This is a genomic window from Paraburkholderia caribensis (genome assembly GCF_002902945.1).
Classification (GTDB): domain Bacteria; phylum Pseudomonadota; class Gammaproteobacteria; order Burkholderiales; family Burkholderiaceae; genus Paraburkholderia; species Paraburkholderia caribensis.
Window position 1 is genome coordinate 20947 of record NZ_CP026102.1, and the last position, 14004, is coordinate 34950.

13 protein-coding genes are annotated in these 14004 nt (G+C 64.3%); 6 read left to right on the forward strand and 7 right to left on the reverse strand.

The window, feature by feature from the left end; all coding sequences use genetic code 11:
• Positions 1-2613 (reverse strand): hopanoid transporter HpnN, encoded by a 2613-nt coding sequence (gene hpnN, locus C2L66_RS16555; protein ID WP_054933162.1) that lies wholly within the window; start codon positions 2611-2613, stop codon positions 1-3.
• A 191-nt stretch (positions 2614-2804) separates the two neighbouring features.
• On the opposite strand from hpnN, the gene C2L66_RS16560 reads away from it, so the two are divergent.
• Positions 2805-3410 (forward strand): MlaC/ttg2D family ABC transporter substrate-binding protein, encoded by a 606-nt coding sequence (locus C2L66_RS16560; protein WP_035998713.1) that lies wholly within the window; start codon positions 2805-2807, stop codon positions 3408-3410.
• 108 nt (positions 3411-3518) lie between these two features.
• On the opposite strand, the gene hpnH is transcribed toward C2L66_RS16560, so the two are convergent.
• Entirely contained in the window at positions 3519-4676 is a 1158-nt protein-coding gene (gene hpnH / locus C2L66_RS16565; protein WP_054933161.1) for an adenosyl-hopene transferase HpnH, read from the reverse strand.
• 10 nt (positions 4677-4686) lie between these two features.
• Complete coding sequence (ispH, locus tag C2L66_RS16570) at positions 4687-5631, reverse strand: 4-hydroxy-3-methylbut-2-enyl diphosphate reductase (protein ID WP_035998709.1); 945 nt, start codon at positions 5629-5631, stop codon at positions 4687-4689.
• 480 nt (positions 5632-6111) lie between these two features.
• On the opposite strand from ispH, the gene C2L66_RS16575 reads away from it, so the two are divergent.
• Together C2L66_RS16575 and C2L66_RS16580 are read left to right on the forward strand one after the other, a co-directional pair.
• Positions 6112-7290, forward strand: a complete 1179-nt coding sequence (locus tag C2L66_RS16575; RefSeq protein WP_054933160.1) for a glycosyltransferase — start codon at positions 6112-6114, stop codon at positions 7288-7290.
• Entirely contained in the window at positions 7287-7958 is a 672-nt protein-coding gene (locus C2L66_RS16580) for a lytic transglycosylase domain-containing protein (protein ID WP_054933159.1), read from the forward strand. Before C2L66_RS16575 ends, C2L66_RS16580 begins: the two co-directional genes overlap by 4 nt.
• 31 nt (positions 7959-7989) lie before the next feature.
• Here C2L66_RS16580 and C2L66_RS16585 read toward each other — a convergent pair whose 3' ends face one another.
• Positions 7990-8505, reverse strand: a complete 516-nt coding sequence (locus tag C2L66_RS16585) for a hypothetical protein (RefSeq protein ID WP_060604534.1) — start codon at positions 8503-8505, stop codon at positions 7990-7992.
• 142 nt (positions 8506-8647) lie between these two features.
• The gene (gene hpnA / locus C2L66_RS16590) at positions 8648-9658 is read right to left on the reverse strand and encodes a hopanoid-associated sugar epimerase (RefSeq protein WP_054933157.1); all 1011 of its coding nucleotides are present in this window, start codon (positions 9656-9658) and stop codon (positions 8648-8650) included.
• A gap of 166 nt (positions 9659-9824) precedes the next feature.
• Here hpnA and C2L66_RS16595 point away from each other — a divergent pair, with 166 nt between their 5' ends.
• Positions 9825-10121, forward strand: coding sequence for an acylphosphatase (locus C2L66_RS16595; RefSeq protein ID WP_060604531.1), 297 nt, complete (start codon positions 9825-9827; stop codon positions 10119-10121).
• A 79-nt stretch (positions 10122-10200) separates the two neighbouring features.
• Here the strand turns inward: C2L66_RS16595 and egtD are convergent, their stop codons facing one another.
• Positions 10201-11181 (reverse strand): L-histidine N(alpha)-methyltransferase, encoded by a 981-nt coding sequence (egtD, locus tag C2L66_RS16600; protein ID WP_060604528.1) that lies wholly within the window; start codon positions 11179-11181, stop codon positions 10201-10203.
• Positions 11182-11651: 470 nt separating this feature from the next.
• Here egtD and rarD point away from each other — a divergent pair, with 470 nt between their 5' ends.
• Entirely contained in the window at positions 11652-12542 is an 891-nt protein-coding gene (rarD, locus tag C2L66_RS16605) for an EamA family transporter RarD (protein WP_054933154.1), read from the forward strand.
• Positions 12543-12582: 40 nt separating this feature from the next.
• Here rarD and C2L66_RS16610 read toward each other — a convergent pair whose 3' ends face one another.
• Positions 12583-13128: an Mpo1 family 2-hydroxy fatty acid dioxygenase gene (locus tag C2L66_RS16610; RefSeq protein WP_060604525.1), complete on the reverse strand. Its 546-nt coding sequence runs from the start codon at positions 13126-13128 to the stop codon at positions 12583-12585.
• A 99-nt stretch (positions 13129-13227) separates the two neighbouring features.
• Here C2L66_RS16610 and C2L66_RS16615 point away from each other — a divergent pair, with 99 nt between their 5' ends.
• Positions 13228-13941, forward strand: a complete 714-nt coding sequence (locus C2L66_RS16615; protein ID WP_060604522.1) for a Crp/Fnr family transcriptional regulator — start codon at positions 13228-13230, stop codon at positions 13939-13941.
• Positions 13942-14004 lie beyond the last annotated feature (63 nt).

A 14004-nucleotide genomic window follows, 5' to 3' on the forward strand; every position in this document is an offset into this window, starting at 1 on the left:
TTATTGTTTCTTCGATGCGCGTCGAACGCGCGGTTTGCCCATCAATACCGGTTGAAATACCACAGCGCCAATTAGCGTGCAGAGGAGGGACAGCGCCAGCAGACGCCCCATGCTCGACGTGCCCGGATGATGCGACAGCCACAGGCTGCCGAAGGCCGTAGCCGTGGTCGCCGCGCTGAACAGCACGGCATGCGTGAGGCTGGATTGCAGCAGACCCGTTTGACCTCTGCGCCACGCCATCACGAAATAAATCTTGAACGCGACGCCCACGCCGAGCATCAGCGGCAACGCGATGATATTCGCGAAGTTGAGCGGCATGTTGAAAACGACGCACAACTCCAGCGTGACGACGGCCGACACCAGCAGCGGCACGAGCGTGCGCAGCACGTCGCCGAACCGGCGCAGCGTGAGCCAGAGCAGGGCGCTGATCGACAGAATGGCCCACGCTCCCGCCTGCACGAACGACTTGATGATGACGTTCGCCGAATGGAGGATCGAGATCGGCCCGCCGATGGCACCCGGTTCCGCCGTCTTCACAGCTCGCGCGAAGTTGCGCAGCATCACGTCGTCGCCGGGATCGGTGCCGGGCGGCACCTTCGGCGAAATTTCGACGAGCGCCTGTCCTGTTTTCGATAGCCAACTGTCGGCGATGTCCTTCGGGACGTTTTCGCGGGTGATTTCCGTCGGCTGCAGCAGGGTTGCCAGCTGCTTCAACGAAATCTTCAGCGGGACCGACATCGCACGCTCGGCGCGGTCGCGCGTCGAGACATCCGCGTTCGCGAGCTTGGCCAGCGTTTCGGAGAGATGTTTGGCTTCTGCCGCGCCGGGGCCGGGGTGATCGTCGGCGGCGAGCGACAGCTGGGCCGAGGTGCGCTTGAGCGCGGCCACGCGCACGGCGTCGGAGGCGGGCGGCGCGGGCGTCTGCGTGAGCGCGGGCAGCAATTGCTGCGCCGCGGCGGCAATCAGCGCGAGCTTTTGCGGCTGGTCGGCGGGAATGAACGTGGTGAGGGTCGTCGTGCGGCCCACTTCCGGCAGTTTCGACAAACGCGCGGCGATTTTGTCCGCATCCGCCAGCGACGGCGCGAGCGCTCGCACGTTGTTGACGGCCGCCTCGGGTGCGTCGTTCAGCGAGATCAGCGTCGCCATCGACTCCGTGTTCGGGTCCTTCAGATGCAGCGGATTGAAGTCGAAGCGCAGATGCAGCAGCAACGGCGACGCGCCGATGATCAGCACCGCCGTCGCGATCAGCACCGGCGTGCGGTTGCGGTCGAGGAAATCGTCGACGGGCGCGAGGAACGTAAAGCCCGGCGATTCTTCCTCGCCCGGCGGATTGAAGACCTTGATGAGCGCGGGCAGCAGCGTCATGTTGGTCAGATACGCGACGAACATGCCGACGCCCGCGATCTCGCCCAGCTCCGAGACGCCGCGATACGCGGTAGGCAGGAACGAGAAGAAACTCTCGGCGACGGCCACGGCCGCCAGCGTCAACGGCACGCCGATGCTGTATGCCGTATGGATCAGCGCGGCGGCGAGCCGGTCGTCGCGATTGCGTTCCTCGCGGTACTTCACGCCGAACTGCACGCCGAAGTCGACGCCGAGCCCGACGAACAGCACCATGAACGCGACGGAAATCATGTTGAGCGCATCGACCATCATCAGGCCGAGCGCCGCCGTGATGGCGAGGCCGACAAACAGCGTGATGAACACGGCGACGATCAGGCGCCCCGAGCGCAGCGCGAGCCACAGGATGCCGAGCACGACGAAGAACGTGATGATGCCGTTGATCTCCGCGCCGTCCTGCACCGACGCGAATTCATCGTCCGCGAGCGGCTGCTCGCCCGTCAGACGGATGCGCGCGCCGTATTGCGAGTCGAGATCGAGCGACGCCGCCGTCTTGCGCACCTCTTCCGACGCCCGCGCGCCCGCCTGCAGCGCCGCATAGTCCAGCTTCGGCTGCACGACGATGAACGCGCGCGCGGGCACCTTCGCGGCGTCCTTGTCGACGAGCGCGCGCCACGAGAAGACGGCGGGCTCGTTGGCCAGCACGTGATCGATCACGGTTGCGCTGCGCGACAGCAGGTTGCTCATGTCGCCGAGCTTGACCTGGCCGATCTGCAACGGCAGCAGCAGGCTCGTGGTCAGCGTGCCGGCGAGGCCCGTCAGACTCGGATCATGCGCGAGCGAATTGATGAGCGGGCGCGCCTTGACCAGTTGCGAGGTAGTGGATTGCACGTCGGCGAGCGACGGGAACAGCAAGCCTTCCTTTTCGAAGAACGGCCCGCTGCCCGGCTGCATGACGGAACTGAATTCCTTCGTGTTCTTTTGCAGCTCGGTGGCCAGCGTGTTCGCGGCGGCATCCGCGTATTCGGGCGCGCCGGCCTCGACGACGACCAGCAGCGTCTGCCCGCGATCGGGAAAGGCCTTGTCGATTTGCTGTTCGAGCGCGGTCCATTTCGCATCGTTCTCGACGAGACGACTGATGTCGGTATTGATCTTGAAGTGCTGAACGACATAAATGGCGCTCAGCACGGCGAGCACGAGCGACAGCCCGATGACCTGCAGCGGACGGCGCACCGACCAGACAACGAGGCGAACGATAGATGACTTCAGCATGTACGCGAGCGGGGCCTTGTCACGATTGGCGTTATTGGTAAAGGGCACAAGTATACCGACGCAGCCGCTGCACCGCCGCGTTAGTGAACCCTGTGCAGCCCGTCAAAGTCTTAAGTCGGTATACTGGCCCGTAATCGCGCCGGATGCGGCCTGTCCAGCGCGAGTTCATTCCTAACTGTCCCGATGAGCGTATGAAACGTTATCTCTCTGCTTTTCTGGCAGCCGCCGTGGTGTCCACCGCGGCTTTCGCACAAAGCGCGCCTGATGCGATCGTGAAGAGCGCAGTCGAAGGCACCGTCAATGCAATGAAGGCGGACCCGCAGGCGCGCGGCGGCGACATGAAGAAGATCACGCAGGTGGTCGAGTCGCACTTCGTGCCCGCCACGAACTTCCAGCGCACCACGCGCATCGCCGTTGGCAAGGCTTGGGCCACGGCCACGCCGGAGCAGCAAAAGCAACTGTATGAGCAATTCACGAAGCTGCTCGTGGGCACGTATGCGGCTTCGCTGTCGCAACTTCGCGATCAGGACGTGAAGTTCAAATTCGCGCCGTCGACCGCGTCTGCGGATGCCAAAGACACCGTCGTTCAGTCGCACGTGCTGAGCAACGGCGGCGACGACGCAATCGACTATCGCCTGGAAAAAACGGCGAACGGCTGGAAGATTTACGACATCAACATGATGGGTGCGTGGCTGATTCAGGTCTATCAGACGCAATTCCAGGATCAGCTGAGCAAAGGCGGCGTGGACGGTTTGATCAAGTTCCTCACCGAGCACAACGCGCGCAGCGCGGGCTGATCGCCAACGCCGGCAACGCCGCTTCGTTCAAGCGGCAAGCTGCGGCACAAAACAAAAGAGCGCAACGGCAAAACCGTTGCGCTCTTTTTCATGCGGCTTCGATGCGTCTTAATTCAACGCGGCTGCCGACGTCTGCACCTTCTTGCCCGTGCCCGCGCGCTCGATCTGTTCGAGCTTGATCTCGACGTGGCGCGAGAACACGTATTCGGCGGGGCGCGCCTTGTCGAGCGGGATGTCCTTGACGAACGCGCCCGTCGTGCGCGCACCCTTCAGGCTGACCTTCAGTGCCTTCAGCGGATGTGCGACCGTGTCCATCACGGCCGTCGCTTCGAAGCCGCAGTGGACCATGCAGTCCGCGCACTTCTCATACTTGCCGGTCCCGTACTTGTCCCATTCGGTGGTTTCCATCAGTTCCTTGAAGGTCTTCACGTAACCTTCGCCGACCAGATAGCACGGCTTTTGCCAGCCGAACACCGTGCGCGCCGGGTTGCCCCACGGCGTGCATTCGTAGCTCTGGTTGCCGGCCAGGAAGTCGAGGAACAGGCTCGACTGGCTGAACGACCACTTCTTGCCGTTGTTGCCGCGCTTGAAGATTTCGCGGAACAGGGTCTTGGTCTTGTCGCGGTTCAGGAAGTGCTGCTGGTCCGGGGCACGCTCATACGCATAGCCGGGCGACACCGTGATGCCGTCCACGCCGATCTCGCCGACCGTGTCGAAGAACTTCGCCACGCGCTCGGGCACGGCGTCGTTGAACAGCGTGCAGTTGATGTTCACGCGGAAACCGCGGCGCTTGGCTTCCTTGATGGCCGCGACGGCCTTGTCGTACACGCCTTCCTGCGAGACCGAGTGATCGTGCGCTTCGCGGTCGCCGTCAAGGTGCACCGACCAGACGAAGTACGGGTTCGGCTCGTAATCGTCCATCTTCTTTTCCATCAGCAGCGCGTTCGTGCACAGGTACACGAACTTCTTGCGCGCCATGATGCCCTTGACGATCTCCGGCATTTCCTTGTGCAGCAGCGGCTCGCCGCCCGCGATCGAGACCACGGGCGCGCCGCACTCGTCGACGGCTTCGAGGCATTCCGCCAGCGACAGACGCTGGTTCAGGATGGGATCGGGATAGTCGATCTTGCCGCAGCCATTGCAGGCCAGGTTACAGCGGAACAGCGGCTCGAGCATCAGCGCGAGCGGGTAGCGTTTGTTGCCCTTCAGGTGGTTGCGCATGATGTAGGCGCCCACCCGGACTTTTTGTAGCATCGGAATAGACAAATTGTCCTCCTTAAACTTCGCGTGCAGCGAGTTGTTGCGTCAGTTTCGACGGCAACTTGAATTCGACTTTCTCTTCACGTCCCGCCATCGTCGTAACGTCGACGGGGCCCAGTGCGCGTAGCGCATCGATTACGTTCTCGACCATTTCTTCCGGCGCCGAAGCGCCCGCCGTGATGCCGACCGTCTTCACGTTGGCGAACCACTCCGGCTTGACTTCGGAACCGTCGGCGACCAGAAAGCTCGGCACGCCCGTTTCGCTGCCGATCTCGCGCAGGCGATTCGAGTTCGAGCTGTTCGTTGCGCCCACCACCAGCAGCACGTCGACCTGCGTACTCAGCTCGCGCACGGCCGCCTGGCGGTTTTGCGTTGCGTAGCAGATGTCGCGGGTGTCCGGGCCGACGATGTCGGGGAAGCGGCGCTTCAGCGCGTCGATGATGCCGCGCGTATCGTCCACCGACAGCGTGGTCTGCGTGACATAGGCGAGCGGCGTGTCGATGGGCAGTTCCAGCTTCGCGACTTCCGCTTCGCTCTGCACGAGCAGCACCTTGCCCGGAATCTGGCCGATCGTGCCTTCCACTTCCGGATGGCCCGCATGCCCGATCAGGATCAGCGTGCGGCCCCCGCCCACGTACTGACGACCTTGCACATGAACCTTTGTCACCAGCGGGCAGGTGGCATCGAGCACGTCGAGACCGCGCTGCTCCGCGTCGCGTTCGACGCTTTGCGCGACACCGTGGGCACTGAAAATGGCAACTGCGCCCTGCGGCACCTCGTCGAGTTCCTCGACGAAGCGCGCGCCCTTACGGCGAAGGTTATCGACCACGTGCCTGTTGTGGACGATTTCATGACGCACGTAAACCGGTGCGCCATGTTGCTGCAAAGCGCGATCGACAATCTCGATCGCCCTCACGACTCCCGCACAAAAGCCGCGGGGTTGGGCAAGGATGACTCGCATAGGCTGGCGAACTCCGACTGACGCGGGATTCCGGGCAGATCGGTAAAAACGACCTGTTCGCCGCGTCTGTATATTAGTTGATGTCTTAAATCCGACGGAAGTCGATACTCGAGACCAAACGCGCATTCTAACGCTATCGCTGTCGGTTTGCTTTTCAGGCGTCCCGTACTGTGGCGTTTGCGCGGCGGCGGGCGTGGCAAAAATGACTCGCTGCGCCCGTCGGCGGGAACCCTTAAACTATTGGGCTTTGTTGCGCCGACGCATCGCCTGCGGTTTCCGGCCTGCATCCATGGAATTTTCTGCGGCGTCTTTCGTCGGCGGCGCATTCTTGAACGTATCGAAAACGCGGTCTATCACATATTCGATGGCCGGCTAGTGCTCGATTTCCACGATTGGCGCAGCGTCGCAGGTGTTGCCGGCGCGCCGCGTCCGTCGCCGCGCCCTGGAGACGCAGCGCGCGGCTTTCATAGAGGGCTATGCATGATTGCGGCGGTTCTGTTTCTGGTGGCGTGTCTGTCGCTGTTGATCTGGTGTGTGCTGCTGTTCGCGCGCGGCGGCTTCTGGCGCGCGCAGCCTGCCGCGCCGCTCGCGCCCGAGACGCGCGACGCATGGCCGGGCGTCGCCGCCGTCGTCCCGGCGCGCAATGAAGCGGACGTGATCGCGCGCGCCGTCACGTCGCTGCTCGAGCAGGACTATCCGGGCGAATTTCACGTGATCGTCGTCGACGATCACAGCACCGACGGCACCGCCGACGCCGCCCGCGCCGCCGCGCTCGCGCTGCGGTGCCCGGACCGGCTCACGGTAATCAGCGCGAAGCCGCTGCCTGCGGGCTGGTCGGGCAAGGTCTGGGCGCAGTCGCAGGGTATCGAGGCGGCGCGCTCGCTCGGTTACGCGCCGGAATACCTGCTGCTCACCGACGCCGACATCGGCCATCCGTCCGACGCGCTGACGCAGCTCGTGATGCGCGCCGACGCCGAAAAGCGCGACCTCGTCTCGCTGATGGTGCGGCTGCGCTGCGACTCGTTCTGGGAAAAGGCGCTGATTCCCGCCTTCGTGTTCTTCTTCGCGAAGCTGTATCCGTTCGCGTGGGTCAACAACCCGCGCAATCGCACGGCGGGCGCGGCGGGCGGCTGCATGCTGGTGCGCCGTACCGCGCTGGAAGAAGCGGGCGGCATCGAATCGATCCGCGCCGAACTGATCGACGATTGCAGCCTCGCCGCCCGCATCAAGCATCGCGGCCAGGGGCGTCACCCGATCCGCCTCGATGTGGCGGCGCGCAGCGTCTCGCTGCGCCCGTACGACAGCTGGCGCGAGATCTGGAACATGATCGCGCGCACCGCGTTCACGCAGCTGCGCTACTCGGCGTGGTTGCTGGCGGGCACCTTGCTCGGCATGACCATCATCTACCTCGCGCCGCCCGTCGTCGCCATCGTGCTCGGGCCGAAAGGCTGGCCCGCGTGGCTCGCGTGGGCCGCCATGTGCTGCGCCTACGCACCGATGTTGCGCTACTACCAGCGCTCGCCGCTGTGGGCGCCGTTCCTGCCGCTCATCGCGCTGTTCTATGTCAGCGCGACGTTCGGCTCGGCCGTGCGCTACTGGCGCGGCAAGGGCGGTCAATGGAAGGCGCGCGTGCAGGCGCCCGCCGGGACCAATCAATGAAGCGGCTCGTGTGCCTGAGCGTCGTCGCACTCGGCCTGATGCAGGGCGCGTTGGCCGACGATCAGACCCGCCAGGACCGCACGTCAGACTATCTGCGCCAGAAGTTCGGCCTCGCGAAGGAGAAGGCCGAGCAGATCTCGAACGCTGTGCGCGTCGCCTCCGAGAAGTACGCGCTGCCGCCCGCGCTGATTCTCGCGATCATCTCGATCGAATCGCGCTTCAAGGAAAAGGCCAGGGGCGGCAACGGCGCGACCGGGCTGATGCAGGTCGTGCCCGGCGCGCACAAGCGCATGCTGAAAGACGTGAAGGATCTGACCGATCCGGAGACCAATATCGAGGTCGGTTCCGCGATTCTGTACGGCTACATGAAATCGGCGGGCGGCGATCTGAATGCCGCGTTGAAGAGCTATGGCGGGTCGCAGGCGTATGCGGAGAAGGTCAATGGCCGCGTGAAGACGTTTGCGGAAGTCGTCAATGCGGATGCCGGCGCGGCATCGGGCGCGGACCAGCCGCTGCCGTCGCGCGACGGCGGATGCGACGCGCGCTACACGTCGCTTTGTATCGGGCCCGTCGTCTACGTCAGTCCCATCGAACCAGCTGCGAGCAGCCCAAGCGTGTCGCAGCGCGCGACCAGTCTGCTCAATTCGTTGCTGCCGCTGTCGCATTGAACGGCGCGCGACGGCGGCGCGCCGTCGAAGATCACTTCTGCGTCAGCATCATGTACATCTGGATGACCGTCTCCGGCGAGAACTGGAACGGCACCCAGCCATGCCCCGTATGGCGCATCACGAGCAGACGGTCGCCGTTCGACTGCTTCTGCACCGCCATGGCCGGGTTCTTCGTCGATACGAAACGCCAGCCGGCGGGCAGGTTCGGCGGGACTTCGGGCTGCATCGACGCGCGCGCGTTCGACAGTTCTTCGATCAGCTGACCCAGTTGCAGCGGATGCAGCGTGACCGACTTGCCGCCAATGGTCATCGTGATTTCGTTCTGGCTCGGGCGCTCGATATGCAACGTCGGCTTTTCTGCCGCGGCTTCCTGCGTTTGCGGTTCTGCCGGCGCTGCCTCGGCGGCCGTGTCCTGCGCGGCCTCCTCTGCGCCGTTCACATGCTGATCGGTCGTGGTCGCGGCCTCGGCCTCGCGCGAAGCCGTGACAACCTGAATGAGCCGATCGACGCCCATTTCGAGTGCGCCAATCTGTTCCTTTAGATTCATGCGTAGTTCTCTGGTAAGACCCGCGATTTTACCTTCTGCACGCGGGCGGTAGCCTTCGTGCCAGCATGGCGAGTTGTAACAAAGCGTGTGCAGGTCACGCGCGAGCCGCGATCCAGTGCGCTCGCCGCCATGTGCCCGGACGTCACGCTTTCAGGTAGCCCGCTTCGCGAAACCACTCGAGTGCATCCCGCAAGCCTTCGCGGTACGGCCGAGCGCGGTAGCCGAGTTCGCGCTCCGCTTTCGCCGACGTGAAGTACATCTTGTTCTTCGACATCTTCAGGCCGTCGACGGTGACGAACGGCTCGCGCTTCGTGAACTTCGCGACGGCTTCCGCGCCCATCGCGAGCGGATACAGCGGCCAGCGCGGCAGCGCGATGGTCGGCGCCTTGCGTCCGACGATGCCGGCGATATCCGCGAGCATCTGCTGCAGCGGCAGATTCTCGCCGCCGAGAATGTAGCGCTCGCCGATCTTGCCGCGTTCGAGCGCGAGGAAGTGACCCATCGCGACGTCGTCGACGTGCACCAGGTTCAGCCCCGTATCGACGAACGCGGGAATCTTGCCGAGCGCCGCCTCGACGATGATGCGGCCCGTCGGCGTGGGCTTCACGTCGCGCGGGCCGATGGGCGTCGACGGATTGACGATCACGGCGGGCAGGCCGTCGTTCGCGATCATCCGCTCGACAGCACGCTCCGCGAGCACCTTGCTGCGCTTGTACACGCCGATCGCCTGCTGTGGCGTCATCGGCGAGGTTTCGTCGACCGACGCGCCCGAGCCCGTCACCTTCAGCGTCGCGACGCTGCTCGTGTACACGATGCGCTCGACGCCTTCCTTCAGCGCGGCGCGCATCGTCGCTTCCGTGCCTTCGAGATTCGAACGTTCGATTTCGAGCGGGTCCGGCGCCCACAGCCGGTAATCGGCGGCGACGTGCAGCAGATAGCGCACGCCGCGCAGCGCGGCGCGCATCGACGCCTCGTCGCGCATATCGCCGACCGCGATCTCGGCATCGAGCGATTCGACGTTGCGGCGCGGGCTGGTCGGACGCACGAGCACGCGCACGGCGAAGCCCTTTTGCTGCGCGATGCGCGCGACGGCCGAGCCGACGAAGCCGGATGCGCCGGTGACGAGTACGAGATCGCGAGTCTGATCGGTCATTGCTTGGCGTGCGTGGTTGAAGGGTTGCAGAGGTCGGATTGTACGTGCTGCCGATCGGGCGCGCCGTGCTCGCGGGCTTCGCGTGTCGAGGCGTGCGCGAGCAAAGCGCGCGCGGCGCGACTAGAATGCCCGCGTAAACTCATGAAGGCATAAAGGAGGGAAGAGCATGTCCGGCACGGATCTCGATTCGCGGATCGAAACGTATTACGTGCGGGTGCGCGGCATGGTGCAGGGCGTTGGCTTTCGTCACGCGACGGTCCGCCAGGCGCATGCGCTGGGAATCCGGGGATGGGTGGCGAATCTGGAAGACGGCACCGTCGAAGCGATGTTGCAAGGTCCGGCGAACCAGCTCGACCGGATGCTGTCCTGGCTGCGTCACGGTCCGCCAATGGCGCGCGTGACCGAGGTTACCCACGAAGAGCGCGCCAGCGACAAACGTTTCGAGCGCTTCGAACAGCACTGAAACAAGCGGCTTGTAAAAAGCGCGCGGGCGTGAGCCTCGCGCGCTGCTTGTTGCTCACATCGACATCACGCGACGCCCGTCAACGCGCCACCAGCAGGCTTTCGGCAAAGCCCCAGTCGCGCTCGATCCATTGATGACTGCACGTGAAGCCCGCGTCGCCGGCGATCGCATGCAGCTCTTCCGGACGATACTTGTGGCTGCTCTCCGTCCAGATCGTCTCGCCTTCCTGTAGCTCCGCGCTCAGCCTCGCCGCACGCACCTGCGCGCTGACGCGCCGCTTCGCGCGCAGATGCATTTCGACGCTGCGCACGTCCGGATTGAAGCGCGCGACGTGTTCGAACGCGTCGAGCGGAAAATCGCCGTCCAGCTCACGGTTGATCCGTGCGAGCAGATTCAGATTGAACGCAGCCGTCACGCCGATGGGATCGTCGTACGCGGCGATCAGCACGGGCACGGGCTTTTCGAGGTCGGTGCCGAGCAACAGCGCATCGCCGGGCGCCAGCATGTTGCGGATGTCGCGTAGAAAACGCGTGGCCGCGAGCCGCCCGAAATTGCCGATGGTGCTGCCGAGAAACAGCACGAGCAGTGGCTCGTCCTTCGCGCGACGCTTGCTCACTTCAGCAAGCCCCGCGAGATAGTCGCGCTCATAGCCGACGATCGAAATGCGCTCGATATCGCCCAGTTCGCGGCGACACAATTGCAATGCGGTGCGCGAAATTTCAATCGGACTGTAAGTAGTGGGGCGCTTTTTACAGAGCGCTTCGAGGATGCGGCGCGTCTTGCGGCCGCTGCCGCTGCCCAGTTCCGCGACGATCGCGTCGTGCGGCAACTGCGCGACGATATCGCCCGCGTGCCTCGCGAGCAGACGTTCTTCGGCGCGCGTGACGCCGTACTCGGGCAGCGCGGTGATCACTTCGAACAGCGCCGAACCCACTTCGTCGTAAAGATACTTCGACGGCAATTCCTTCTGTGGCTGTTTGCTGAGGCCAGCGCGAACGGCGGCGGCGAACTCCGGCGATACGTCATGCGACAGATGTTGCGATACGGCTGGCTGAGTCATGTTGGCTCCGTGTTGTCTCGTTCCAGTGATGACTTGCGGACTGCGGAAGAGCGAATGCGTTGGAGTGAGTGGACCGGCAAGCGTTCAAGCGTGAGCGCGTTCGATGACGGGCGCATGTCTGCGTACGGACGCGTGATCGCGGCAGCTGACGGAAAGCCGGGCGGGCGCGGACATGAACGGAAGCAAGAAGCAGGCTAAAAACGGCAGTCTCGTGTTTCCGCCGATAAATCGCCGACGGCATGCGGCGTGGATATGAAACTAGTTTTTATAGTGCATCGGGCGTGAATATGCACGGACGCAATGTGGCGGAAAAGGACGGACCCTTCCCGCACTACCGCTAGAATGCGCGCTTCGCGCGATGAAGCGGGCTTCATATCGGGCAACGCTTGCGGCGCGCTGTTAAAACAAGATTTAACAATGGACGACACATCTCGCGGCATCGCGCCCGCCCTCCCGCAGCGGACCGGCCGATGAACGCCTATCAACCGGGACGCGGCATCGCGTTGTCCGTGAGCGCATCGACGCTTTTTGCCTTGATGTCGGTGTACGCAAAGCTGCTCACGCCATTGACGGGGCTCGATATCTTCGCGTGGCGCGTGATCTGGACCGTGCCGGGCGCTTTCGCGCTGATCGCGCTGCGTTCGCGGCTGCCGGAACTCAAGGCGCTGTCGATGCGCGTGATCCGCGAGCCGCGCACGGCGCTGCTGCTGGCCGTCAGCGCGGCGTTGCTCGGCGCGCAACTATGGGTGTTCCTGTGGGCGCCGCTGCATGGGCGGATGCTGGAAGTATCGCTTGGCTATTTCCTGTTGCCACTGACGATGGTGCTGCTCGGCCGCTTCTACTATCACGAGCGGCTGGAGCCGTTGCAGTGGCTCGCGGTCGGGTGCGCGGCGCTCGGCGTGCTGCACGAGCTGTGGTTGACGCGCGCGTTCTCGTGGCCGACGCTGCTGGTGGCGATCGGTTATCCGCCGTATTTTGTGTTGCGCCGCAAGATCAACGCCGATTCGCTGACGGCATTCGCGCTCGAAATGTCGCTGCTGCTGCCGTTCGCGCTCGCGATGGTGCTCCATGGCGGCTCGCTGGCGCTGCTGTCGGGCCGTCTCGACATGTGGCTGCTGTTGCTGCCGGGACTCGGCGCGCTGAGCACGATCGCGCTCGCGACCTATCTGAAAGCAAGCCGTTTGCTGCCGATGGCGCTATTCGGCATTCTCGGCTACGTCGAGCCGGTGTTGCTGGTGATCGTGTCGGTGACGCTGCTCGGCGAGTCGTTGACGGCGCAGCAGCTTGGCACGTACGTGCCGATCTGGATCGCGGTGGCGCTGACCGGTTTGCACAGCGCAAGGCTGCTCGCGCCGCGTTGAAAGCCGGTGAAGCCGTCGTGCGGTGTGGACGGCAGCGGCTTCAGGACCGATGACGCGTGACCGCATGCGCCGCATCGACCCGCGTTGGGCCCGCCTCGGCTTCGATTGCCGCGCGCAGCGCAGGCCGCCAGCCGAAAACAAATAGCGCTTCGGCGAGCACGAAAAGCGGCCCGATCAGCAGGCCGATCACGTCGTCGATGAAGGCGGGCTTGCGATGCTCGTACGCGACGTGTCCCACGAACTGGAACACCCAGCCGACCACGAACAGGCCGGCGCCCGACGCAAGCCACGTCGAGGTGGGCTGCTGCGCAAGCCACGCGCCGCACGCGAGGCACAGTACCGAGACGACGGCCATCATCAAACCGAGCGGCACATCGAGCACGAAGTAGTAGATCACGCTCAGTCCGAACAGCAGCCACGCCGGCGACACCGCGAACGGCAGCGCGGCAACCGTCCACGCGGGCCGGCTCAGCAGAATGGCGAGCGCGAGCACGATCATCGGAATGCCGATGAAGTGCGTCGCGATGTTGCGGCGGTCGCGATGATAGGCGGCGTATTGCGCAAGCTGGTCAGTGAGCGTTCTCATGGATGCCGTTCCTAGTAGAAAGTCATCATAATCGCGGGCGGCGCGCCGCGACACTTTCGGCTAGCCGACAATTCAAACCGCCAAAGCGCGCTTCGAACCATGACATCGACTGAGCTTTTCAAGCTGCTCGACGGCAGCGCCTGGTTTCGCGCCGCGCCCGAAGCATTGCGCGCCCAATTGATCGGGCTCGGCCGCACGCGACGGCTGTCGGCAGGCCAGCGCCTCTTCAGCCGCGGCGATGCCGACGACGGCTTCTATTGCGTGCTCGACGGATTGATGCGGATCGGCTCGATCGCCGCGAGCGGCAGGGAAGCGCTGCTCGCAGTGATCGAGCCCGTCAACTGGTTCGGCGAGATCGCACTGTTCGATGGCCAGACGCGCACGCACGATGCCTATGCGGAGCGCGACACGCTGCTGTTTCATGTTCCACGCGCGGCGCTCGCGGCGCTGCTCGAACGCACGCCCGCGTTCTGGCATGCGTTCGGCTTGTTGCTCACGCACAAGCTGCGCCTCGCGTTCGACGCGATCGAAGAGGCCGCGCTGCTGCCCGCTGCGCAGCGCCTCGCGCGGCGCCTCCTGCTGATGGCGGGCGGATACGGCGGCGGCGCCGGCACGCTGCGGCGCGTCATCAAGGTGCCGCAGGAAGACCTCGCAATGATGCTCGCGCTGTCGCGTCAAACCACGAACCAGATTCTGCGGCAATTCGAAACGCAAGGCGCGCTCGCGCTGCGCTACGCGGAGATCGAGATCGTCGATGCAGAGAAATTGCGCGGCTTCGCGGCGTCGACGAACGACGACGCCGGGCGCGCCTGATCCCGCATAGTGCGACGTTTATCCGACGGACTTTAGAGATAGGTCATCGGCTGGCCAAGGTAC

Excerpts from the sequence above, each read along its gene's own strand:
- hpnN (WP_054933162.1), bottom strand. The coding sequence starts at position 2,613 with ATGCTGAAGTCATCTATCGTTCGCCTCGTTGTCTGGTCGGTGCGCCGT.
- C2L66_RS16560 (WP_035998713.1), top strand. The coding sequence starts at position 2,805 with ATGAAACGTTATCTCTCTGCTTTTCTGGCAGCCGCCGTGGTGTCCACC.
- ispH (WP_035998709.1), bottom strand. The coding sequence starts at position 5,631 with ATGCGAGTCATCCTTGCCCAACCCCGCGGCTTTTGTGCGGGAGTCGTG.
- C2L66_RS16575 (WP_054933160.1), top strand. The coding sequence starts at position 6,112 with ATGATTGCGGCGGTTCTGTTTCTGGTGGCGTGTCTGTCGCTGTTGATC.
- C2L66_RS16580 (WP_054933159.1), top strand. The coding sequence starts at position 7,287 with ATGAAGCGGCTCGTGTGCCTGAGCGTCGTCGCACTCGGCCTGATGCAG.
- C2L66_RS16585 (WP_060604534.1), bottom strand. The coding sequence starts at position 8,505 with ATGAATCTAAAGGAACAGATTGGCGCACTCGAAATGGGCGTCGATCGG.
- hpnA (WP_054933157.1), bottom strand. The coding sequence starts at position 9,658 with ATGACCGATCAGACTCGCGATCTCGTACTCGTCACCGGCGCATCCGGC.
- C2L66_RS16595 (WP_060604531.1), top strand. The coding sequence starts at position 9,825 with ATGTCCGGCACGGATCTCGATTCGCGGATCGAAACGTATTACGTGCGG.
- egtD (WP_060604528.1), bottom strand. The coding sequence starts at position 11,181 with ATGACTCAGCCAGCCGTATCGCAACATCTGTCGCATGACGTATCGCCG.
- rarD (WP_054933154.1), top strand. The coding sequence starts at position 11,652 with ATGAACGCCTATCAACCGGGACGCGGCATCGCGTTGTCCGTGAGCGCA.
- C2L66_RS16610 (WP_060604525.1), bottom strand. The coding sequence starts at position 13,128 with ATGAGAACGCTCACTGACCAGCTTGCGCAATACGCCGCCTATCATCGC.
- C2L66_RS16615 (WP_060604522.1), top strand. The coding sequence starts at position 13,228 with ATGACATCGACTGAGCTTTTCAAGCTGCTCGACGGCAGCGCCTGGTTT.